We start from the raw sequence: 22,134 nt of genomic DNA on the forward strand, positions 1-22,134 counted from the left end.
CCCTTTCCGTGGGCGCCATCAATTTTGGATTGGCCGGGCGGGTGGTTCTGGTGACCGGTGGGGTCCGCGGTGTGGGCCTCGGCATCAGTGCGGTCTTCGCGCAGCAGGGCGCGACCGTCGTCACCTGTGCACGCCGCGCCGTCGAGGGGCTGCCGCATGAATTTCATCCCTGCGATGTTCGCGACGAGGAAGCCGTCAAGTCGTTGATCAACACGATCGTCGAACGGCACGGCCGTCTCGACGTCGTGGTCAACAACGCCGGTGGGTCGCCCTACGTCCTGACGGCGGAGTCCAGTCCGAAGTTCAACCGCAAGATCATCGAGCTCAACCTGATTGGCCCGCTGCTGGTTTCGCAGTTCGCCAACGAGAAGATGCAGCAACAGGCGGGCGGCGGGTCGATTGTGAACATCTGCAGTCTCAGCGGCCGACGCCCCTCCCCGGGCACCGGAGCGTACGGAGCGGCCAAGGCCGGGCTGGAAAGCCTCACCCAGACATTGGCGGTGGAGTGGGGACCGAATGTGCGGGTCAACGCCTGCGTGGTCGGCATGGTCGAAACCGAACAAGCCGACCTTTTTTACGGCGACGCCGAATCGATCGCCGCGATCTCCCGGAACGTGCCGCTGGGACGGATGGCCAAGCCCGAGGATGTCGGTTGGGCCGCAGCGTTTTTGGCCTCCGACGCCGCGGGCTACATCAGCGGCGCGTCGCTGGAGGTGCACGGGGGCGGCGAGCCGCCACATTATCTGGCGACCACGAACGCCAGCGCGATCAAGTAGAGGAGACGAGAAAATATGGGGCTAGTTGACGGCCGTGTCGTCATCGTCACCGGAGCGGGCGGCGGAATTGGCCGCGCGCACGCATTGGCATTCGCGGCCGAAGGTGCGCGCGTCGTCGTCAACGACATCGGTGTGGGTCTGGACGGCTCACCGGCTACTGGCGGCAGCGCCGCACAGTCGGTCGTCGACGAGATCACCGCGGCCGGTGGCGAAGCGGTCGCCAACGGCTCCAACGTCGCCGACTGGGAGCAGGCCGCCGCCCTGATCCAGAGCGCCGTCGACACCTATGGCGGGCTCGACGTCCTGGTGAACAACGCGGGCATCGTGCGCGACCGGATGATGGCCAACACCAGCGAGGAAGAGTTCGACGCCGTCATCGCCGTGCATCTGAAAGGCCACTTCGCCACCATGCGCCACGCCGCGTCGTACTGGCGTGCCCAGTCCAAAGAGGGCAAAACCGTTGATGCACGGATCATCAACACCAGTTCGGGTGCGGGCCTGCAGGGCAGCGTCGGGCAGGGCAACTACAGCGCCGCCAAGGCCGGTATCGCCGCCATGACGCTGGTCGCCGCTGCCGAGATGGGCCGCTACGGCGTGACAGTCAACGCCATCGCGCCGTCCGCGCGCACCCGCATGACCGAGACGGTCTTCGCCGAGATGATGGCCACGCAGGACCAGGATTTCGATGCTATGGCACCAGAAAACATTTCCCCGCTGGTGGTTTGGCTGGGCAGCGTCGAGTCCCGAGACGTCACCGGGAAGGTTTTCGAGGTCGAGGGCGGCAAGATCCGCATCGCCGAGGGTTGGGCGCACGGGCCGCAGATCGACAAGGGCGCGCGTTGGGACCCCGCCGAGCTGGGCCCGGTCGTCGCCGACCTGTTGGCCAAGTCGCGTCCACCGGTCCCGGTTTACGGCGCCTGACCCTTCCGCCCGAATGTGCATTGACAGCGCCGCTGATTGGGCGTACTGAGTGCACGTTTGCGGGATAGCAGCGGCTAGGGTTCGCAGATGACCAACGGAACCACCCGGTCGGCCGCCGCACGATAGTTCCGGTAAGGCGGGTACATCCGCATCAACGGCGGCCAATACCGGGCGCGTTCGGCATCGGTGGCGTCGCGAGCCCGCAGCTGCAGATGCTCGGCACCGATCTGCACTTGCACGTGTGGATTCTCCTTGAGGTTGCGATACCACAGCGGATGCTCGTCGCGCCCGCCGAAGGAAGCCGGCAGCACGACCCGATCACCGTCGCGCAGGTACAGCGTGGCGGTGGTGCGCGGTTCCCCGGACTTGCGCCCGATCGTGGTCAACAATGCCGCCGGCAACCACAGCAGCCGCGCGCCCAGGATGCCGTCGGTGTGGCGGTACACGAAAATGTGGGCGCGCGCGAAATACCTGAGCAGGACGGCTAATAGCCGAGAATTACGAATCCACCGTTGCTGAGACATGGTGTCCGGATGATTCCCGCCCGGAGCATCCCGAAACGCTAGGGGTCGCAGATGACCACCGGAATAACCCGATCGGTCCACGACTGGTAGTCATCGAAGTTCGGGTACGTCGCCACCAGTTTCGGCCAGTACTCGGCGCGCTCCTGCGGGGTGGCGTCCCGCGCCTGTAACTGCAGCACCTCGTCCTTGATCTGCACGGTCACCTTGGGATCGGCCTTCAGGTTGAGGTACCACAATGGGTGCTTGTCGCGGCCGCCCTGGGAGGCGACCAGGACGACGCGGTCGCCCTCGCGCAGGTATAGCAGAGGGCTCACCCGCGGCTGGCCGGTTTTGCGGCCGGTCGTGGTCAGCAGTGCAACCGGACTCTTCTGGAAGACGCCGCCGAAATTTCCGTTGCTGCGCTTGTAGATCCACGCGTTGCCCTTCGACATCCACTTGATGAAGAAGCCGACGACGGGCGAGTTGAGAGCTTTCGGTTTTTCCATGTGCTCGGCCCCTTAGCGCTGAATGAACGGATGAAACCGAACCTTGATGTGCTGGATTTCGGCTTGCCCGGTTGGGCTTTCGGCGGGGATCAGGAACGTCTCGTCAACCCGGGCGGCCAGCCTGCGACCGCCGAATGCCGCCTTGGTCAACACCACGTACTCCGCCCGCACCTCGTCGCCGGCGATGGAATAGTCCGGCGATGTCGTCTCGGCGATCAGGCGATACTGCAGACCACGATTCAGGCTGCGCCGCAAGTGGTTTCCGGAGAACCCGTTCTTGATTCCCTGCTCGGTGCGGGTGCAGCCGGCCGCGAACGGAACCGCATCGCCGGCATGGCTGACAAGCGCGTCGATGTAGGCCTGCGCCGCGGCGATGCGGTTCTCCTCGGAGACGATCAATGCGTTAGATGCGCTCGATGATCGTGCCGGTGGACAGGGCGCCGCCCGCGCACATCGTGATCAACGCGGTGCTCTGATCGGTGCGCTCCAGCTCGTGCAGCGCGGTCGTGATCAGCCGGCTGCCGGTGCTGCCCACCGGGTGACCCAACGCGATCGCGCCGCCGTTGACGTTCACCTTGTCCATGTCCGGGTTGTGCACGCGAGCCCAGGACAGCACCACCGACGCGAATGCCTCGTTGATCTCGGTGATGTCGATGTCGCCCATCTTCATGCCGGCCTTCTCGAGCACCTTCGCGGTCGATTGCACGGGGCCGTCCAGGTGGTAGTAGGGCTCCGCGCCGACCAGCGCCTGGCTGATGATGCGGGCCCGCGGCCGCAGCCCCAGCGCCTTGGCCTTGTCCTCGTCCATCCACAACACCGCGGCCGCACCGTCGGAGATCTGTGACGACGTGCCCGCCGTGTGGATTCCGCCCTCGATCACCGGCTTCAGCGACGCCAGGCCCTCGAGGGTGGTGTCACGCAGGCCCTGGTCCTTGGTGACGACGTGGCGTTCTGTGGTCGGTTGCTTGTTCTCGTCGAGCACCGGCGCCTCGATGCCGCTGATCTCGCGGTCGAACCGGCCCTCGGCCCACGCCTGCTGAGCCTTGCGCTGTGAGTCGAAGCCGAGCTGGTCGATGTCCTCACGCGTGATGCCGCGGCGCTTGGCGATGCGCTCGGCGGCGGTGAATTGGTCGGGCAGGTCGATGTCCCACGACGCGGGCCGCAGGATGCTGCGGTCGGGCCCGGCGTTGGCGCCCAACCCGACGCGACTCATCGCTTCGATGCCGCACGCGATGCCGACGTCGATGGCCCCCGCGGCGATCAGGCCGGCGATCAGACCGTTGGCCTGCTGACCGCTGCCGCACTGGCAGTCGACGGTCATCGCGCCGACATGGTCGGGCAAACCGGCGACGAGCCAGCTGACCCGGGTGATGTTGTTGGACTGCTCGCCGAACTGCGTGACGCAGCCGCCGATCACCTGCTCGACCATGCCGGGGTCAATACCGGCCTTCTCGACTAGTGCCTTCTGCGTGGCCCCCAGCAACTCGGTGGCATGCAGGCCGGACAGCCATCCGTTCCGTTTGCCGATGGGGCTGCGTGTGGCTTCAACAATGACAGGGTTACCCATTCGGTCAGGCTAGAACACGTTTCATTACTCTGACAAGCGGCGATGATGACCTGCCTTTTATCTGCGCAGGAGCCGTGTTTTACTGGCACTAGAACACGTTGCAATTAGTGTTGTAAAAGGAGCGCACTCACATGGCACCCCCCAACATTCCCGCAGACTTCGATTTTCTCGACCCCGACGTGAACCTCGCGGGGCTGCCCGTTGCGGAGCTGGCCGAGCTGCGCAAGGCGGAGCCGATTCACTGGGTCGACATACCGGGCGGTACCGGCGGCTTCGAGGACCACGGCTACTGGATCGTCACAAAGCACGCCGACGTCAAGGAGGTGTCGCGGCGCAGCGACGTCTTCTCCAGCTGGCAGAACGGCGCTATCCCGACCTGGCCGCCGGAGATGAAGCGCGAGCAGGTCGAACTCCAGCGCAGCGTCATGCTCAACATGGACGCACCGCACCACACCCGGTTGCGCAAGATCATCTCCCGCGGATTCACCCCGCGCGCGATCGGACGGTTGGAGGCCGAACTGGCTCAGCGCGCCGAGAACATCGCGAAGACCGCCGCGGCCGAGGGCAGCGGTGATTTCGTCGAGCAGGTGTCCTGCGAGCTGCCGCTGCAGGCCATCGCCGGCCTGCTCGGCGTGCCGCAGGAGGATCGCGACAAGCTCTTCCGCTGGTCTAACGAGATGACCGGCGGCACCGACCCCGAATACGCCACGGTCGATCCGGCGCAGTCGTCGATGGAGCTGATCGCCTACGCCATGGCGATGGCCGAGGAGCGGGGCAAGAACCCGACCGACGACATCGTCACCACGCTCATCCAGGCCGACATCGACGGCGAGAAGCTCTCCGATGACGAGTTCGGCTTCTTCGTCGTGATGCTCGCGGTGGCGGGCAACGAAACCACCCGCAACTCGATCACCCACGGCATGATCGCCTTCGCCAACAACCCCGATCAGTGGGAGCTGTTCAAGAAGGACCGGCCGGCCACGGCCGCCGACGAGATCATCCGTTGGGCCACACCGGTTTCGGCATTCCAGCGTACCGCCAACGAAGACGTCGAGCTGGGCGGTGTGCTGATCAAGAAGGGGCAGCGGGTGGTGATGTCCTACCGGTCCGCCAACTTCGACGAAGAGGTTTTCGACGACCCGCACACGTTCAACATCTTGCGCGACCCCAACCCGCACGTCGGCTTCGGCGGCACCGGCGCGCACTACTGCATCGGCGCGAACCTGGCCCGGATGACCATCAACCTGATCTTCAACGCGGTCGCCGATCACATGCCGGACCTGAAGTCGATCGGCGAGCCGGAGCGGCTACGGTCGGGATGGCTCAACGGCATCAAGCACTGGCAGGTGGACTACACCGGAAAGAGCGCGGTGACGTCCTGATGGACTTCAATCCCACTGCGACACAACAGGCTGTCGCCGATGTTGCCACGTCGGTACTCGATCGGGATCTCAGCTGGGACGCGCTGGTCAGCGGGGGTGTGACGGCGTTGCCGGTGCCCGAGCGCCTCGGCGGCGACGGCGTCGGGTTGCCCGAGGTGGCTACGGTGCTGACCGAGGTGGGCCGCCACGGGGCCATCACCCCGGCGCTGGCAACGCTGGGCTTCGGCGTGTTGACGCTGCTCGACTTGGCCTCCGCCGAACAACAGGACCGCTTCTTGGCGGGCGTGCCCAAGGGCACGGTGCTGACCGCGGCGCTTAACGAGCCCGGCCGGGCGCTGCCCGACCGGCCCGTCACCACGTTCGCCGACGGTCGGTTGTCGGGCACCAAGGTCGCAGTGGCTTATGCCGAACAGGCCGAGTGGCTCATCGTGACGGCCGACAACGCGGTCGTCGTGGTGTCGCCGAAAGCCGATGGCGTGCAGCTTGTTCGCACGCCGACGTCCAATGGTGCCGACGAGTACACCGTGACGTTCGCCGCTGTCGCGGTGCCCGAAACCGACGTGCTCGGTGGCGCGACCGCGCGCCGGGTCAACGAGCTGGCGCTGGCGGCGATCGGCGCCGTCGCGGACGGCCTGGTGGCCGGCGCGCTGCGGCTGACCGCGGACTACGTGGCCGGGCGCAAGCAGTTCGGCAAGCCGCTGTCGACCTTCCAGACCGTGGCCGCGCAGTTGGCCGAGGTCTACATCGCTTCGCGCACCATCGATTTGGCGGCGAAAGCGGTGGTTTGGCGGCTGTCCGAAGGTCGGGACGGACAGGCCGACCTGGACGTGCTCGGGTACTGGATCGCCTCGCAGGCCCCGCCGGTGATGCAGATCTGCCACCACCTGCACGGCGGCATGGGAATGGACATCACCTACCCCATGCATCGGTACTACTCCACGATCAAGGACCTGACCCGACTGTTGGGTGGGCCTTCTCATCGTCTAGATCTGGTGGGAGCGCAATGTTCATAGACCTGACTCCGGAGCAGCGGCAGTTGCAAGCGGAGCTACGCGAATACTTTTCGAACCTGATCTCGCCCGAAGAGGCGAAGGCGATGGAGTCCGACCGGCACAACGAGGCATACCGCGCGGTGATCCGGCGCATGGGCCAGGACGGCAAGCTCGGAGTCGGTTGGCCGAAGGAGTTCGGCGGCTTGGGTTTCGGACCGATCGAGCAGTCGATCTTCGTCAACGAGGCGCACCGTGCCGATGTGCCGTTGCCCGCCGTCACGCTGCAAACGGTCGGGCCGACCCTGCAGCAATACGGCAGCGAGTTGCAGAAGAAGAAGTTCCTGCCGGCGATCCTGGCCGGCGAGGTGCATTTCGCGATCGGCTACACCGAGCCGGAGGCCGGCACCGACCTCGCGTCGTTGCGGACCACCGCCGTGCGCCACGGCGACGAGTACATCGTCAACGGCCAGAAGGTCTTCACCACGGGTGCACACGACGCCGACTACATCTGGCTGGCTTGTCGCACCGATCCGGAAGCCGTTAAGCACAAGGGCATTTCCATCCTGATCGTCGACACCAAGGATCCGGGCTACTCCTGGACTGCCATCATCCTGTCCGACGGAGCCCACCACACCAACGCCACCTACTACAACGATGTGCGGGTGCCGGCCGACATGCTGGTCGGCGAGGAGAACGGCGGATGGCGGTTGATCACCACCCAGCTCAACAACGAGCGGGTGATGCTCGGACCGGCCGGCCGTACCGCCGGCATCTATGACCGGTTGCGGGCCTGGGCGTCCAAGCCCGGCGGTGACGGCGTCACGCCGATCGAACACTCCGACGTCAAGCGGGCGCTCGGTGAGATCTACTCGATGTGGCGGATCAACGAGCTGCTGAACTGGCAGGTCGCCGCCGCCGGTGAAGACATCAACGTGGCGGACGCGGCGTCGACGAAAGTCTTTGGCACCGAGCGCATTCAGTACATCGGGCGGCTCGCCGAGGAGATCGTCGGCAAATACGGCAACCCGGCAGACCCGGACACCGCCGAGCTGCTCGAGTGGCTAGACTCCCAGACCAAACGCAATCTGGTGATTACTTTCGGTGGAGGCGTGAACGAGGTCATGCGCGAAATGATCGCGGCGGCAGGGCTGAAGGTGCCGAGGGTGCCCCGATGACCGGGCCGGCCGAGATCGCCGAGGCGATCGCGGAAATCAAGGCAGCCGGTGGACCCAAGCCCCGCGCGGGCCGGGATCCGGTGAATCGGCCGATCATCAACAACTGGGTGGAAGCGCTCGGCGACCGCAACCCGATCTACGTGGACGAGGCCGCGGCCCGGGCCGCCGGTCATCCGGGAATTGTGGCCCCTCCGGCCATGATTCAGGTGTGGACGATGTTCGGCCTGAGTGGCGAGCGGCCTGCCGACGACCCGATGGGCCCGATGATGAAGCTGTTCGACGACGCCGGGTATGTGGGCGTGGTCGCGACCAACTGCGAACAGACCTATCACCGCTATCTGCGCCCCGGCGAGGAAGTCAGCATCACCTCCGAGATGGGTGAGGTGGTCGGTCCCAAGCAGACCGCCCTGGGTGAGGGCTACTTCATCAACCAGCACATCATCTGGCGGGTCGGTGACGAGGATGTCGCCGAAATGAATTGGCGCATCCTCAAATTCAAACCGCGCGAAGCTGCAGAAGCGTCTGCCGTGCCGCCGGACCTGGGCGCCGACGCGATGATGCGGCCCGCGGTGTCGCGGGACACGGCGTTTTTCTGGGAGGGCGTCGCGGCGCACGAGTTGCGGATCCAGCGGCGGCCCGACGGCAGCCTGCAGCATCCGCCGGTGCCCGCGGTGTGGCAGGACAAGGAGCAGCCGACCGACTATGTGGTGTCTGGCGGCACGGGCACGGTGTACAGCTTCGTCGTGCACCACGCGCCCAAGGTCCCCGGCCGCACGCTGCCCTTCGTGATCGCGCTGGTGGAGCTTGACGAAGGAGTGCGCATGCTCGGCGAGTTGCGCGGGGTAGACCCCGCCGAGGTGCAGATCGGATTGCCGGTCCGGGCAACCTATATCGACTTCCCGGACGGCGAATCCGGTCCGGCATGGACCCTCTACGCGTGGGAGCCACAAGCATGAGTGCACCGGCCATCGAGGTGGGCACAACGCTGCCCGAGCTCAAGCTCTACGGCGATCCGACGTTCATCATTTCGACGGCGCTGGCCACCCGCGATTTCCAGGATGTGCATCACGACCGGGACCTGGCGCAGGCCAAGGGATCCAAGGACATCTTCGTCAACATCCTGACCGACACCGGACTCGTGCAACGCTTCGTCACCGACTGGGCCGGACCGTCCGCGCTGATCAAATCGATCGGTCTGCGCCTGGGAGTGCCGTGGTACGCCTACGACACGGTGACCTTCACCGGTGAGGTCACCGCGGTCGACGACGGCGTGATCACGGTGAAAGTGCTGGGAAGCAACAGCCTTGGAGATCACGTCATCGCGACGGTGACACTCACGATTGGGGACGCTTGATGCTGTCGGGTAAGGCGGCGATCGCCGGTATCGGTGCGACCGACTTCTCGAAGAACTCCGGTCGAAGCGAGTTGCGGCTGGCCGCCGAAGCGGTGCTCGACGCGCTCGACGACGCGGGCTTGAGCCCGTCGGACGTCGACGGCCTGACTACCTTCACGATGGACACCAACACCGAGATCGCGGTGGCGCGGGCGGTGGGAATCGGCGACCTGAAGTTCTTCGCCGAGACGCACTACGGCGGCGGCGCGGCGTGCGGAACCATCCTGCATGCGGCGATGGCCGTCGCGACCGGGGTGGCCGACGTCGTGGTGGCCTACCGGGCGTTCAACGAACGCTCCGGCATGCGGTTCGGCCAGGTGCAGACCCGACTGGTGGGAAACGCCGGGGTGCAAGCCGATTCGACCGCCGCGGACAACTCGTTCTCCTATCCGCATGGTCTGTCGACGCCGGCCGCGCAGGTCGCGATGATCGCCCGGCGCTACATGCATTGGTCGGGCGCGACGAGCCGCGACTTCGGCGCCATCTCGGTGGCTGACCGCAGGCACGCCGCCAAGAACCCGAAGGCGTACTTCTACGAGAAGCCGATAACCATTGAGGAACACCAGAATTCGCGGTGGATCGCCGAGCCATTGCGGCTGCTCGACTGTTGCCAGGAGACCGACGGTGCGGTCGCGATCGTGGTGACCTCGGCGGAGCGCGCGAAAGACCTCAAACAGCGTCCGGCAGTCATCGAGGCGGCGGCGCAGGGCTCCAGCCCCGACCAGTACACGATGGTCAGCTACTACCGTCCCGAACTCGGACTTCCCGAGATGGGTGTGGTGGGCAAGCAGCTGTGGCAGCAGTCGGGGCTGTCGCCGGCCGACATCCAGACCGCCGTCATCTACGACCACTTCACGCCGTTCACGCTGATCCAATTGGAGGAGTTGGGTTTCTGCGCCAAGGGCGAGGCCAAGGACTTCATCGCCGACGGTGCGGTCGAAATCGGCGGCCGGCTGCCCATCAACACTCACGGCGGCCAGCTGGGCGAGGCCTACATACACGGGATGAACGGAATCGCCGAGGGCGTGCGGCAGCTGCGCGGCACCTCGGTCAACCCGGTGCCCGACGTCGAGCATGTGCTCGTCACCGCGGGAACGGGCGTCCCCACGTCGGGACTGATCCTCGGCAGCTCCCTTACGTTTTCGCGCCGAGCGTGAAGTTAGTTTCACGATCGCGGCCGAGCGTGAAGTTAGTTTCACGCTCGTTGGGTGAAGTGACGCAGGGCGCGGGCCATGCGACGCTGCGGCGATGGCTGAGCCCTTCGTCGGTAGCGAGGCGATCGCGTGCGGACTGGTCACTGCGAGTCAGCTAGTCACCCGACATACCCGGCTGCTCCGCGACGTCTATGTGCATCGGGACGTAGAGATCACTGCCGCACTGCGCGCGCAAGCGGGATGGCTGTGGGCGAAGCGACAAGGCGTTGTCGCGGGACTGTCTGCGGCCGCGTTATACGGCAGCAAATGGGTCGATGGCGCGACGACGGTCGATTTGATCCACGAGAACGCCACCGGCTGCCAGGCATTCACACGCGGGGGGACCGCATCGAGGAAGACGAGATCGGCATCGTCAACAATGTTCCGACGACGACGCCGGCGAGGACGGTGCTGGATTTGGGATGCTGGTATCCAACCACCAGCGCGGTTGCCGCCATCGATTCGTTGGCTCGTGCCGTGGAAGTCAAAGCGGCCGATGTAGAGCTGTTGGCTCAGCGCTATCCAGGACGACGAGGCATCACACGAGCTCGCCGTGCGCTTGCTCTGTTCGACGCGGGTGCGCAGTCGCCGAAGGAGACATGGCTGCGGCTCCTTCTGGTGGAAGCCGGCCTACCAAGGCCGCAGACACAGATTCCGGTGTGCGATGAATTCGGCAGTGCGATCGCCTATCTCGATATGGACTGGGAGGACCTCAAGGTCGCGGTCGAATACGACGGTGAGCAGCACCGCAATGACCGACGGCAATACACCTGGGATGTCCGGCGGTTAGAACGGCTCGATCAACTCGGCTGGATCGTCGTCCGGGTGGTCGCGGGGGATAGGCCCGCGGAGATCATCCGACGTGTTCGCGCCGCCCGCGCCCGTCGAGCGTGAAGTTAGTTGCACGCTGGGCCGCGAGCGTGAAGTTAACTTCACGCTCGGCAGGGGCAACGCCTAAGCGGGGACGAGCTCGACGCCGCTGAGCACCACGGCGTCATCGCGCGAGGGCGCGATGACGCCGGCCAAGAAGCGGCCGTCTTCTTTCCACACGTTGACGCGCAGCGTCTCACCCGGAAACGCCACACCCGAGAAGCGTGCCCCGTAGGCGGCGACGGACCCGGCGTCCCCGTCCAGCAGCGCGTCCGTGATGGCCTTACAGGTCATGCCGTACGTGCACAATCCGTGCAGGATCGGTTGGGAAAACCCTGCAGCAGCGGCAAATTCGGGGTCGGAGTGTAGCGGGTTGCGGTCGCCGCACAGCCGGTACAGCAGCGCCTGCTGCGGCAGAATCGGCACCTCGAGCTCCAGGTCCGGGGCCCGGTCCGGCGCCGCGTGCGACCCATCCATCGTCCCTGACGGCCCACGCTCGCCACCGAACCCGCCTTCACCACGCGCGTAAATCGACCGCCGCTGCGTCCATAGCAGCGTGCCATCCGGCGCGGTCGCCGTCGTCTCGCTCCAGATCACCGCGGCCTTACCCTTGTCCCAGATATCGGTGAACCGGGTGACTGCGGTAGCCGAACCGGACGGTGGCAGCGGGCCGGGCACCTCGATCCGCTCGCTGGCATGCAGCACCTTGCTCAACTCGATGTCGATTCCGGGGAACTGCACGGTCGGCGGCTTGGTCATGTGAAACGACGCCGCGACGTTGCCGAACGTCGGCAACACCTGCGGGGTGTCGTCGACAAGGTAGCGCAGCTCGCGCGGATCCATCGGGTCTTTCCCCGCCCCGAGCCCCAGGTGGTAAAGCTGGATGTCGCTGCTGCACCACGAGAATTGGAGCGGCTCCAGCTCGGCGGACAACGCGACGTCGACGTCGATCGGCATATCAGTTCTCTCCAGCGATGTGCAATGCGGCGAGGTACCCGAAGGTCATCGCCGGCCCAATGGTGCCGCCCGGCCCCGGATAGGTGTGCCCCATCACCGGGGCGCTGACGTTACCCGCGGCGTACAGGCCATCGATGATGCTGCCGTCGTCGCGCAACGCGCGGCCGTGCACGTCGGTGCGGATACCGCCCTTGGTTCCGAGGTCGCCGGGCACCAGCTTGGCGGCGTAATACGGTGCGTGGCTGAGCTCACCAAGATTCGGGTTGGGCTTGTTGGTCGGATCGCCGTAGTACCGGTCATAGGCGCTTTCGCCGCGGTGGAAGTCCTCGTCGACACCCGAGCGGGCGAAGCCGTTGAATCGCGCCACCGTCGCGGTGAACTCGGCGACCGGCAGGCCGGCCTTCTCGGCCAGCTCCTCGAGCGTGTCGGCACGGATGATGACCCCGGATTCCATCCACTTGTTCGGAATACGTTGCCCCGGTTGCAATCCGGCGAAGATGTAGCGGTCTCGGTACTGCTGGTCGAACACCAGCCACGCGGGAATGTTCTCCCCGGGACCGGGGCCCTGACCGAACTCTCCGCCGTACATGTGATGGCAGGCCTCGACGTAGGGCATCGACTCGTTCATGAAGCGCTTGCCCGACATGTTGACGATGATCGACCCCGGCGAGTTGCGTTCGGATAGGGCGAACCATGGCGCCCCGACCAGCGGCACCGTCGGTCCCCACCAAGCGTCTTCCATGATATCCAGTGCGGCGCCGAGCTTTTCGCCGGCGATGATGCCGTCACCAGTGTTCGCCTTGGCGCCGACCGTCCATTCCGTGGTGATCGGTGCGCGCTGATATTTGACTCGCATCTGCTCGTTGTGTTCGAAGCCGCCGCAAGCCAGGATCACCCCGCGGCGAGCCCGGATCAGTTGCGGTTCAGACGACTCCGGCGCGTCGGTGTCACAGACGTAGACGCCACGCACCACGCCGTCCTCGACATAGAGCTCGGTGAGCGCGGTGTTGAGGCGCACTGGCACCCCGGCCCGCTGCAGCCCGATGCGCAACGGCCCGATCAGCGCCCGGCCCATCCCGACGAGGTTCTTGCCGGTCGCCTTGGCCCACATGGTGCGCCCGCCCACCTTCAGGCTGCGCAGCACCCCGCGCGGATGCCGCTTGAGCAAGTTCAGCCGCACGTAATCCTGCTGCATCACAACCACGTTGAGCGGAACCTTGCCGTATGCCGGCTCCAGTCCAGCCTCGTCGGGGCCGAGCTTGCGGGCATTGAACGGCTTGGGCTCGATCGAGCGTCCCTCCGCGCGACCGCCGGGCGCCTCGGGGTAGTAGTCGGAGTAACGGGGCACCCAGCACATTTTCAACGGGGTGTGCTTGAGCACGAACGACAGCATCTCCGGACCGCGGTCCAGGTAGGTGTCGATGCGTTCCGGCTCCACGACGTCGCCGATGATGCCGTGCAGGTAGGTGCGGGCCGCCTCCGGGGTGTCGCGCACCCCATCGCGCTTGAGGACCTCGTTGTTCGGGATCCAGACACCGCCGCCGGAGCGCGCGGTGGAACCGCCGAAGTGGGGCGCCTTTTCCAGGACTACTGTCGAAAGTCCGCGGTGCGCGGCGGTAAGGGCGGCCACCATGCCGGCTCCGCCGCTTCCGACCACCACGACGTCGTACTCCTGCGCTGTCATGTAGAACACGTTATAGAATTGCCCGGGCTGGCCGCTACCGGCCCGGTCAAACGAACGAGGGGACTTCGGTAAATGCTCAGTTCTGCGACCCGCGACGAGCTGGCTGCCGACCTGGCGCAGGCCGAGCGCAGCCGTGCGCCGATTCCGCCGTTGACGTCCGCGAACCCCGACATCGACGTCGTCGACGCCTACGAGATTCAGCTGATCAACATCCGGCAGCGGGTGGCCGAGGGCGCCCGGGTGCTGGGCCACAAGGTGGGCCTGTCGAGCAAGGCGATGCAGCAGATGATGGGTGTCGACGAGCCGGACTACGGTCACCTGCTCGACGAGATGGAAGTCTTCGAGGACGTTCCGGTCAAGACGAGCAACTATCTCTACCCGCGGGTGGAGGTCGAGGTGGGCTTCGTGCTGGCCGAGGACCTGCCCGGGGCCGGCTGCACCGAAGAGGACGTGCTGGCCGCGACCGAGGCGCTGGCGCCGGCGATCGAGTTGATCGACACCCGGATCACCGACTGGAAGATCGCGCTGTGCGACACCATCGCCGATAACGCGTCGTCGGCGGGTTTCGTGCTGGGCGAGGCGCGTGTGTCGCCGGCCGACATCGACGTCAAGACGATCGACGCGGTGCTGACTCGCAACGGCGAAGTCATCGCCCAGGGGCGCAGCGACGCCGTATTGGGAAATCCGGTGACCGCGGTGGCCTGGCTGGCCCGCAAGGTCGAAAGTTTCGGGGTACGGCTGCGCAAGGGAGACGTCGTGCTTCCCGGCTCGTGCACCAGGGCGATCGATGCCCGCCCGGGCGACGAGTTCGTCGCCGACTTCGCCGGGTTGGGATCTGTTCGTTTGTCGTTTGAATAGGCACCGATTAGCTTTGAATCAGGTGATTTAAAGCCTCGCAAAGGAGCATCATGCCGTCGAAGGCGAGTGTGGCGATTGTCGGGTCGGGAAACATCAGCACCGACTTGCTCTACAAGCTACTGCGGTCGGACTGGCTGGAACCGCGCTGGATGGTCGGCATCGATCCGGACAGCGAAGGCCTGGCACGGGCCCGCAAGCTGGGACTGGAAACCACCCACGAAGGAGTCGACTGGCTGCTCGCCCAGTCCGAGAAACCCGACCTGGTGTTCGAGGCCACCAGCGCCTACGTGCACCGCGACGCGGCGCCGAAGTACGAGGCCGCCGGCATCCGGGCCATTGACCTGACGCCGGCCGCGGTGGGTCCGGCGGTCATTCCGCCGGCGAACCTGCGTGAGCATCTGGATGCGCCGAACGTCAACATGATCACCTGCGGCGGGCAGGCCACGATTCCGATCGTGTACGCGGTCAGTCGGGCGCTGGTCGACAAAGGGGTCGACAAAGGAGGAGTGCCCTACGCCGAGATCGTGGCGTCGGTGGCGTCGGTGTCGGCAGGGCCGGGCACCCGGGCCAACATCGACGAGTTCACCAAGACCACCAGCAAGGGCGTCGAGACCATCGGCGGCGCCGCGCGCGGCAAGGCGATCATCATCTTGAACCCGGCCGATCCGCCGATGATCATGCGCGACACCATCTTCTGCGCCATCCCCGAGGACGCCGACCGCGACGCGATCGCCCAATCCATCCGCGACGTGGTCGCCGAGGTGCAGACCTACGTCCCCGGCTACCGACTGCTCAACGAGCCGCAGTTCGACGAACCCTCGGTGGTCAACGGGGGCAATCATCTGGTCACGACGTTCGTCGAAGTCGAAGGCGCGGGCGACTATCTGCCGCCGTATGCCGGCAACCTGGACATCATGACCGCGGCGGCCACCAAGGTCGGCGAGGAGATCGCCAAGGAGACGCTCGCGGTCACCGGAGGAGTGGCGCAATGACATCTGACATCTTCTTCAACCCGGTATGGGACGTACGCGTGACGGACACGTCGCTGCGCGACGGTTCCCACCACAAACGCCACCAGTTCACCAAGGATGAGGTCCAGGCGATCGTCGCCGCCCTCGACGCCGCCGGCGTGCCGGTGATCGAGGTGACGCACGGCGACGGACTGGGCGGGTCGTCGTTCAACTACGGCTTCTCCAAAACCCCAGAGCAGGAGCTGATCAAGCTCGCCGCCGAGACGGCCAAAAATGCCAAAATCGCGTTTCTGATGCTGCCCGGCGTCGGCACCAAAGAGGACATCAAGGAGGCCCAGAACAACGGCGGCTCGATCGTGCGCATCGCCACCCACTGCACCGAGGCCGACGTGTCGATCCAGCACTTCGGTCTGGCCCGCGAGCTGGGATTGGAAACGGTCGGGTTTCTGATGATGGCCCACACCATCGCGCCGGAGAAGCTGGCCGCCCAGGCACGCATCATGGCCGACGCCGGCTGTCAGTGCGTCTACGTTGTCGACTCCGCCGGCGCCCTGGTGCTCGAAGGGGTGGCGGACCGGGTCGCGGCGCTTGTCGCCGAGCTCGGCGACGACGCCCAAGTCGGGTTCCACGGGCACGAGAACCTCGGTCTGGGCGTCGCCAACTCGGTCGAAGCCGTGCGCGCGGGTGCCAAGCAGATCGACGGCAGCGTGCGCCGGTTCGGGGCCGGTGCGGGCAACGCGCCGGTCGAGGCGCTGATCGGGGTGTTCGACAAGATCGGCGTCAAGACCGGCATCGACTTCTTCGACGTCGCCGACGCCGCCGAGGACATCGTGCGCCCCGCCATGCCCGCCGAATGTCTGCTCGACCGCAACGCGCTGATCATGGGCTACTCCGGGGTCTACTCCAGCTTCCTCAAGCACGCGGTCCGGCAAGGCGAGCGCTACGGCGTGCCCGCCCACGAACTGCTGCACCGCGCCGGTCAGCGCAAGCTGATCGGCGGTCAGGAAGACCAGCTCATCGACATCGCGTTGGAAATCAAGCGTGAGCGGGACGGCGCCGCAGCGCGCTGACCGGATTGGCATACCGCACAGCCGCGGCACAGCCGGACCACAGCCGGCGCGGGTAGCCTGACGCCATGAGCACATCCAACACATGCGGCCGTCGCCGCGGACTGTACGGCCTGCTCGCCGGGGGGCTACTGACCGCTACGGCCGCGACGGTCATCGCGCTGCCGCTGGCGGCGGCCGCGAACGCGCAACCCTGCAACCAGACGGTGGGCCAGTCCATCGACGCGTATCTGACCCGGCACCCGGACGTCAAGGCGCAGCTGTCCGCCAGGTCGCAGGCCGAGGGCGGCGGACCCAACGTGATCGACTACCTCAACCGGCATCCCGACGTCCGGCAGCACCTGATCGACCTATCCCAGCAGTGCACCTCTTAGCGAGCGGGCCTCGTTGCTAAACGTCGGCGACGACGCGCGGGGATGTTCGCCATTGACTAAAAAGTAGAACACGTTCTAGCGTCTAGGCGTGTCTACCCATGCCTTTTCCGCTCCCCTGACTTCGGCGATCGCCGAGGCCGAGCAACTCGTCGCCGAGGCGCCATTCATCGAGACCGAGGCCGACCTGCTCGAGGGGCTGCAATATCTGGCCGGTTGCATCGCCGCCTGCACCCATCTGGCCTTCGACTACGACCGCGACCATCCGTTCCTGCAGTCGGGCACCGGACCGTTCACCAAGATGGGTCTGGACAATCCCGACACCCTCTACTTCGGCACCCGCGTGCACGCAAACCACGACTACGTGGTCAGCGGGGTACGCGGCACCACCACCGACCTGAGCTTCCAGTTACTCGGCGGTGAATACACCGACGACTTCGTGCCGGTCAGCCAGGCCGCCTTCGACGACCGTGAACTGGAGATCGCGGCCGACGGCACCTTCGAGTGGCGGGTGCGACCGACCAGCCCCGGACAGCTGGTGATCCGTGAGGTGTACGGCGACTGGTCGGCCCGGCGCGGCACGTTGGCGATCTCCCGACTGGACACCGCCGGCACCGCGCCGCCGCCGCTGACCCGGCAGACCATCGAAAAGCGTTATGCCACAGCCGCAAAGCAGCTGGTGCAACGGGTGAAGACCTGGCTGCAGTTTCCGCAGTGGTTCTACCTGGACATCCCGGTCAACACGATGGTGGCGCCGCGGTTGACACCCGGCGGACTGGCCACTCAGTACTCGTCGGTGGGGCACTTCGACCTGCGGCCCGATCAGGCGATGGTGATCACGATCCCGGTGTCGGATGCGCCCTACCTCGGCTTCCAACTGGGCAGTCTCTGGTACATCTCGCTGGACTACATCAACCACCAGACGTCCCTGAACAACACTCAGGCGCAAGCGGATCCGGATGGCATGGTGCGCCTTGTGGTCGCCGACCAAAGTCCGGGCGTGACCAACTGGGTCGAGACGGTGGGCCATCGGCGTGGCTTCCTGCAGTTCCGCTGGCAGCGGGTGTCACGGGAGCTCACCGACGCGGACGGGCCCACCGTGGAGATTGTCGACATCGATCAGGTGCCCGCCGCGCTGCCGTATTTCGACCACAACAAGATTTCCGAAGACGACTGGCGATCACGAATTGCACTGCGCCAGCAGCAAATTCAAGCAAGGATGCTGGGGTGACGATGCTCGGGATGCTCAACAAGAAGGTGGTCATCATCAGCGGCGTCGGCCCGGGTCTGGGCACCACGCTGGCGCACCGATGTGCGCGCGACGGGGCGGATTTGGTGCTCGCCGCGCGCACCGCGGAGCGGCTGGAGGACGTCGCTCAGCAGATCAAGGACGCTGGCCACAAGGCGTTGGCGGTGTGTACCGACATCACCGACGACGATCAGGTGAACAACCTCGTCGAGCAGACGATGGCCACCTACGACAAGGCCGACGTGCTGATCAACAATGCGTTTCGGGTGCCCTCGATGAAGCCGTTGGCCGGCACTACTTTTGCGCACATCCGCGACGCGATCGAGTTGAGCGCGCTGGGAGCGTTGCGGTTGATCCAGGCGTTCACCCCGGCGCTGGCCACCTCGCACGGGTCGATCGTCAACGTCAACTCCATGGTGTTGCGGCACTCGCAGGCGAAGTACGGCGCGTACAAGATGGCCAAATCCGCGTTGCTGTCGATGTCGCACTCGCTGGCCACCGAGCTGGGCGATCAGGGAATTCGAGTCAATTCTGTTGCACCCGGCTATATTTGGGGCGACACGTTGCAGTCGTACTTCAACCATCAAGCCGGCAAGTACGGCACCACCGCCGAGCAGATCTACCAGGCCACCGCGGCGAACTCCGACCTCAAGCGGCTGCCCACCGAGGATGAGGTCGCCTCGGCGATCCTGTTCTTGGCGAGCGATCTGTCCAGCGGCATCACCGGGCAGACACTGGACGTCAACTGCGGGGAATACCACACCTGATGCCGCCGTCGACCATGCGGTGGGGCGCCCCCAGCCGCCGGGCGGCGAGCGGGACGAAGCGATGAGGGAAGACGATGACTGATCTAGCCGGGCGGACCGACATCGGCACCGTCGAAGACCTGCACGCGTCGGCGACCAAGCTGGTCGGACTCGACGACTTCGGTCCCGACGACGACAACTACCGCGAAGCGCTGAGCGTGCTGCTGGACTCCTACCAGCGCGACGCCAACCTGACGGTGTTGGGCAGCAAGATGAATCGTTTCTTTTTGCGCGGCGCGCTGGTGGCTCGGCTGCTTTCCGAGGCCGCCTGGAAGCAGTACCCGCAGCACGCCGACGTCGCCATCGAACGACCGATCTTCGTCACCGGGTTGCCACGTACCGGCACCACGATCTTGCACCGCCTGCTGGGTGCAGACCCCCACCACCAGGGCCTGCATCTGTGGCTGGCCGAGTTTCCGCAGCCGCGTCCACCGCGCGACACCTGGGCATCCAACCCGTGGTATCGCCAATTGGACGCGCAGTTCACCCAGCATCACCAGGAGAACCCGGACTACACCGGCCTGCATTTCATGGCAGCCTACGAGCTGGAGGAGTGCTGGCAGCTGCTGCGCCAGTCGTTGCATTCGGTGTCCTACGAGACGCTGGCGCACCTACCCGGCTACGCACACTGGCTTTCGGAGCAGGATTGGACGCCGTCCTACCGGCGGCATCGTCGCAACCTCGCGCTGATCGGACTTAACGACGTCGAAAAACGTTGGGTGCTCAAAAATCCCAGCCATCTCTTCGCGCTGGACGCGTTGCTGGCCACCTACCCCGATGCGCTGGTGATCCAGACCCATCGGCCGGTGGAGACGATCCTGGCATCGATGTGCTCGTTGGCGCAGCACACCGCCGAAGGATGGTCGACGACGTTCCACGGCGCTCAGATCGGCGCCGACGCGATGGAAACCTGGTCGCGCGGTTTGCATCGATTCAACACCGAACGTGCCAAACACAACCCTGCCCAGTTCTTTGACGTCGACTACCACGATCTGATCGCCGATCCGCTGGGAACGGTCGAAAGCGTCTACCGCCATTTCGGCCTGACGCTCACCGATGAGGCACGAAAGGCGATGCAGGACAGCCACGCCGAGAGCCAGACCGGTCCCCGGGCGCCGAAGCACAAATATTCCCTCGCCGATTACGGGCTCACCGCCGAAGAGGTCAAGGAGCGCTTCGCCGGTCTGTGATCCTATTCGGCGGCCGGATGGTTGAGAACGCCTTCAGCCACGGCATGCTCGATGCTGTCGGACATCCGCGGGCAGGCCCTGGTCCGTGCCGTGTCACCGCCTGCCGCGCGCACTTCGGCGAAGTGCGCGCATCGCTGCGATGCCTGAGAATTCCATTGCACCGCAGTGTGTCCGGGGCCCAGCCGTCTGACGCTCACCGTGACGTGGCAGAACCGGCAGTCCACCCGCTGCAGACCGGAGGTGAGGTAACGCTCCCGGTCAGCGCGGCTGGCCTCGCGAACCGCGGCCGCGCGCTCCGGGTCGTTCGCGAAATCCCGGGACTTCGACCACGACCCGGAGCCACCATCGCGGGCCGGCTTGTCCTCGTGGTCGTGACCGTCGCCGTGCAGCAACAACATCGACCGGGCCAGCCGATCGACGTCAGGAACCGCCGACTGATCGTCAGGCATGCGAATCAGTGCTGTTTGGCCGGAACGTCTTCGGCGGCCGGCGATTCCAGATCGCGCGCCTTCAGGTTCTGCTCCACCTCGGCGTTCCAGTACTCGTTGGCGCGGCTGGTGTCCACCTCGATCTCGAAGCGCTCGACCATCTCCGGCTCGATGTCGGCGACATCGACGTAGAACTGCTGATACCAGCGGCGCAGTTGGTACACCGCACCGTCTTCCTCGACCAGCAGCGGGTTGTCGATCCGGGTCTTGTGTTTCCAGATCTCGACATCCTGCAGGAAGCCCTTGCTGACGCCCTCGGTGAACACCCGCGACAGCTTGTCCGTCATCTCTTCGTCCATGCCCTTGGGCTTTTCGACGATCACGCCCCACTGCAGCACGAACGAGTTCTGCGTCACCGGATAGTGGCAGTTGATCAGGATCGACTCGGCCTTGTAGCCGCCGTAGCTGTTGTGCAGCCAGTTGATCATGAACGACGGCCCGAAGTAGGACGCTTCGGAGTCCAGATGCGCCTCACCGTACGAAGTTCCGAGATCGTTGACGTCCGGCCGGCCCACATTGTGCAGGTACTGCGAAGCGATGTGCCCCTCAAAGACGTTCTTGAAGTACGTCGGCAAGCCGAAATGGATGTAGAAGAAGTGCGCCATGTCGGTGACGTTGTCGATGATGTCCCGGCAGTTGGATCCCTCGATCAGGATGCGGTTCCATCGCCACTGGGTCCACTCGTCGGAGTGGGCCTCGGGAATCTCGGGGATTCGCACCTGGGGATCCGGCGGATTGCCCTCGTGGTCGTGCCAGACGAACAACAGGCCACCGCGCACGTCGGTCGTCCAGGCGCGGGTGCGGGCGGTCTTGGGCGTGCGCTTGGCGTAGGGCACCAGCTTGCAGCGGCCGTCGCCACCCCAGCGCCAGTCGTGGAATGGGCAGGCGACCTCGTCGCCCTTGATGGTGCCCTCGGACAGGTCACCGCCCATGTGCCGGCAGTAACCGTCGAGAACCTTGATGTCCCCATGCGAATCGGCGAACACCACCAGCTTGGTGCCGAACGCCTGGATCGAGTGCGGCTTGCCGTCCTGGAAGTCTTTCGCCACACCCAGGCAGTGCCAGCCCCGGGCATACCTGGTCGGCAAGGCGCCGGGATCTATCTCCCGGATGCCGACCGCTTTGGTGTCGGTAGTCATCACCTGTCACCTCCAACGTTGTGCCCTCTAACTAGAACACGTTACAGTTTTGCCCCGTCGCCGCGCAATGAGAGTG

23 protein-coding genes and 1 pseudogene are annotated in these 22,134 nt (G+C 65.5%); 16 read left to right on the forward strand and 8 right to left on the reverse strand.

Features of this window, described 5'->3' with window-relative positions; genetic code table 11:
* Positions 1 to 17: 17 nt before the first annotated feature.
* Positions 18 to 776 carry an SDR family oxidoreductase gene (locus AWC25_RS04970; protein ID WP_069402365.1) on the forward strand — a complete coding sequence of 253 codons (759 nt, stop codon included), beginning with the start codon at positions 18 to 20 and terminating at the stop codon, positions 774 to 776.
* Positions 777 to 791: 15 nt separating this feature from the next.
* Complete coding sequence (locus AWC25_RS04975) at positions 792 to 1,697, forward strand: SDR family oxidoreductase (RefSeq protein WP_085166435.1); 906 nt, start codon at positions 792 to 794, stop codon at positions 1,695 to 1,697.
* Positions 1,698 to 1,771: 74 nt separating this feature from the next.
* Here AWC25_RS04975 and AWC25_RS04980 read toward each other — a convergent pair whose 3' ends face one another.
* The 4 genes from AWC25_RS04980 to AWC25_RS04995 are packed head-to-tail and all read right to left on the reverse strand — an operon-like array spanning position 1,772 to position 4,273.
* Positions 1,772 to 2,221, reverse strand: coding sequence for a nitroreductase family deazaflavin-dependent oxidoreductase (locus tag AWC25_RS04980; protein ID WP_069402333.1), 450 nt, complete (start codon positions 2,219 to 2,221; stop codon positions 1,772 to 1,774).
* A gap of 38 nt (positions 2,222 to 2,259) precedes the next feature.
* Positions 2,260 to 2,706, reverse strand: coding sequence for a nitroreductase family deazaflavin-dependent oxidoreductase (locus tag AWC25_RS04985; RefSeq protein WP_085166436.1), 447 nt, complete (start codon positions 2,704 to 2,706; stop codon positions 2,260 to 2,262).
* A gap of 12 nt (positions 2,707 to 2,718) precedes the next feature.
* Complete coding sequence (locus AWC25_RS04990; RefSeq protein ID WP_069402331.1) at positions 2,719 to 3,105, reverse strand: DUF8021 domain-containing protein; 387 nt, start codon at positions 3,103 to 3,105, stop codon at positions 2,719 to 2,721.
* Positions 3,106 to 3,109: 4 nt separating this feature from the next.
* Positions 3,110 to 4,273 (reverse strand): steroid 3-ketoacyl-CoA thiolase, encoded by a 1,164-nt coding sequence (locus AWC25_RS04995; RefSeq protein ID WP_069402330.1) that lies wholly within the window; start codon positions 4,271 to 4,273, stop codon positions 3,110 to 3,112.
* A gap of 131 nt (positions 4,274 to 4,404) precedes the next feature.
* Here AWC25_RS04995 and AWC25_RS05000 point away from each other — a divergent pair, with 131 nt between their 5' ends.
* The 7 genes and pseudogenes from AWC25_RS05000 (at position 4,405) to AWC25_RS05030 (ending at position 11,302) form a co-directional block, all read left to right on the forward strand.
* Positions 4,405 to 5,655 carry a cytochrome P450 gene (locus tag AWC25_RS05000; RefSeq protein ID WP_069402329.1) on the forward strand — a complete coding sequence of 417 codons (1,251 nt, stop codon included), beginning with the start codon at positions 4,405 to 4,407 and terminating at the stop codon, positions 5,653 to 5,655.
* Positions 5,655 to 6,668 (forward strand): acyl-CoA dehydrogenase family protein, encoded by a 1,014-nt coding sequence (locus AWC25_RS05005; RefSeq protein WP_069402328.1) that lies wholly within the window; start codon positions 5,655 to 5,657, stop codon positions 6,666 to 6,668. Before AWC25_RS05000 ends, AWC25_RS05005 begins: the two co-directional genes overlap by 1 nt.
* Positions 6,659 to 7,822 carry an acyl-CoA dehydrogenase FadE29 gene (gene fadE29, locus AWC25_RS05010; RefSeq protein WP_069402327.1) on the forward strand — a complete coding sequence of 388 codons (1,164 nt, stop codon included), beginning with the start codon at positions 6,659 to 6,661 and terminating at the stop codon, positions 7,820 to 7,822. The genes AWC25_RS05005 and fadE29 overlap by 10 nt, the downstream gene beginning before the upstream one ends.
* Positions 7,819 to 8,778, forward strand: a complete 960-nt coding sequence (locus AWC25_RS05015) for a bifunctional MaoC family dehydratase N-terminal/OB-fold nucleic acid binding domain-containing protein (RefSeq protein WP_085166437.1) — start codon at positions 7,819 to 7,821, stop codon at positions 8,776 to 8,778. Before fadE29 ends, AWC25_RS05015 begins: the two co-directional genes overlap by 4 nt.
* The gene (locus AWC25_RS05020; RefSeq protein ID WP_069402325.1) at positions 8,775 to 9,176 is read left to right on the forward strand and encodes a MaoC family dehydratase; all 402 of its coding nucleotides are present in this window, start codon (positions 8,775 to 8,777) and stop codon (positions 9,174 to 9,176) included. Before AWC25_RS05015 ends, AWC25_RS05020 begins: the two co-directional genes overlap by 4 nt.
* Positions 9,176 to 10,372, forward strand: a complete 1,197-nt coding sequence (locus AWC25_RS05025; RefSeq protein ID WP_069402324.1) for a lipid-transfer protein — start codon at positions 9,176 to 9,178, stop codon at positions 10,370 to 10,372. The genes AWC25_RS05020 and AWC25_RS05025 overlap by 1 nt, the downstream gene beginning before the upstream one ends.
* A 91-nt stretch (positions 10,373 to 10,463) precedes the next feature.
* Positions 10,464 to 11,302: pseudogene (locus AWC25_RS05030) on the forward strand (hypothetical protein).
* 60 nt (positions 11,303 to 11,362) lie between these two features.
* On the opposite strand, the gene AWC25_RS05035 reads toward AWC25_RS05030, so the two are convergent.
* Together AWC25_RS05035 and kstD are read right to left on the reverse strand one after the other, a co-directional pair.
* Positions 11,363 to 12,235: a MaoC family dehydratase gene (locus AWC25_RS05035; protein WP_069401586.1), complete on the reverse strand. Its 873-nt coding sequence runs from the start codon at positions 12,233 to 12,235 to the stop codon at positions 11,363 to 11,365.
* A 1-nt stretch (position 12,236) separates the two neighbouring features.
* Positions 12,237 to 13,919, reverse strand: a complete 1,683-nt coding sequence (gene kstD / locus AWC25_RS05040) for a 3-oxosteroid 1-dehydrogenase (protein ID WP_085166466.1) — start codon at positions 13,917 to 13,919, stop codon at positions 12,237 to 12,239.
* A gap of 72 nt (positions 13,920 to 13,991) precedes the next feature.
* Between kstD and AWC25_RS05045 the strand changes: the two genes are divergently transcribed.
* The 7 genes from AWC25_RS05045 to AWC25_RS05075 all read left to right on the forward strand — a co-directional run bounded on the left by AWC25_RS05045 (position 13,992) and on the right by AWC25_RS05075 (position 20,431).
* A complete protein-coding gene (locus AWC25_RS05045; protein ID WP_069401587.1) occupies positions 13,992 to 14,777 on the forward strand; it encodes a 2-keto-4-pentenoate hydratase in 786 nt (261 codons plus the stop codon).
* A 50-nt stretch (positions 14,778 to 14,827) separates the two neighbouring features.
* A complete protein-coding gene (locus tag AWC25_RS05050; RefSeq protein ID WP_069401588.1) occupies positions 14,828 to 15,769 on the forward strand; it encodes an acetaldehyde dehydrogenase (acetylating) in 942 nt (313 codons plus the stop codon).
* Positions 15,766 to 16,818 (forward strand): 4-hydroxy-2-oxovalerate aldolase, encoded by a 1,053-nt coding sequence (dmpG, locus tag AWC25_RS05055; RefSeq protein ID WP_069401589.1) that lies wholly within the window; start codon positions 15,766 to 15,768, stop codon positions 16,816 to 16,818. The genes AWC25_RS05050 and dmpG overlap by 4 nt, the downstream gene beginning before the upstream one ends.
* 65 nt (positions 16,819 to 16,883) lie before the next feature.
* Positions 16,884 to 17,189 (forward strand): hypothetical protein, encoded by a 306-nt coding sequence (locus AWC25_RS05060; protein ID WP_069401590.1) that lies wholly within the window; start codon positions 16,884 to 16,886, stop codon positions 17,187 to 17,189.
* A gap of 88 nt (positions 17,190 to 17,277) precedes the next feature.
* A complete protein-coding gene (locus AWC25_RS05065; protein ID WP_069401591.1) occupies positions 17,278 to 18,417 on the forward strand; it encodes a hypothetical protein in 1,140 nt (379 codons plus the stop codon).
* A 2-nt stretch (positions 18,418 to 18,419) separates the two neighbouring features.
* Positions 18,420 to 19,202 (forward strand): SDR family oxidoreductase, encoded by a 783-nt coding sequence (locus tag AWC25_RS05070; protein ID WP_069401592.1) that lies wholly within the window; start codon positions 18,420 to 18,422, stop codon positions 19,200 to 19,202.
* A gap of 74 nt (positions 19,203 to 19,276) precedes the next feature.
* Complete coding sequence (locus AWC25_RS05075; protein ID WP_085166438.1) at positions 19,277 to 20,431, forward strand: sulfotransferase family protein; 1,155 nt, start codon at positions 19,277 to 19,279, stop codon at positions 20,429 to 20,431.
* A 2-nt stretch (positions 20,432 to 20,433) separates the two neighbouring features.
* Here AWC25_RS05075 and AWC25_RS05080 read toward each other — a convergent pair whose 3' ends face one another.
* Positions 20,434 to 20,880 (reverse strand): hypothetical protein, encoded by a 447-nt coding sequence (locus AWC25_RS05080; RefSeq protein WP_085166439.1) that lies wholly within the window; start codon positions 20,878 to 20,880, stop codon positions 20,434 to 20,436.
* 5 nt (positions 20,881 to 20,885) lie between these two features.
* A complete protein-coding gene (locus AWC25_RS05085) occupies positions 20,886 to 22,058 on the reverse strand; it encodes a 3-ketosteroid-9-alpha-monooxygenase, oxygenase component (protein ID WP_085166440.1) in 1,173 nt (390 codons plus the stop codon).
* Positions 22,059 to 22,134 lie beyond the last annotated feature (76 nt).

The sequence above is a fragment of the Mycobacterium sherrisii genome (genome assembly GCF_002102355.1).
Taxonomy (GTDB): Bacteria; Actinomycetota; Actinomycetes; order Mycobacteriales; family Mycobacteriaceae; genus Mycobacterium; species Mycobacterium sherrisii.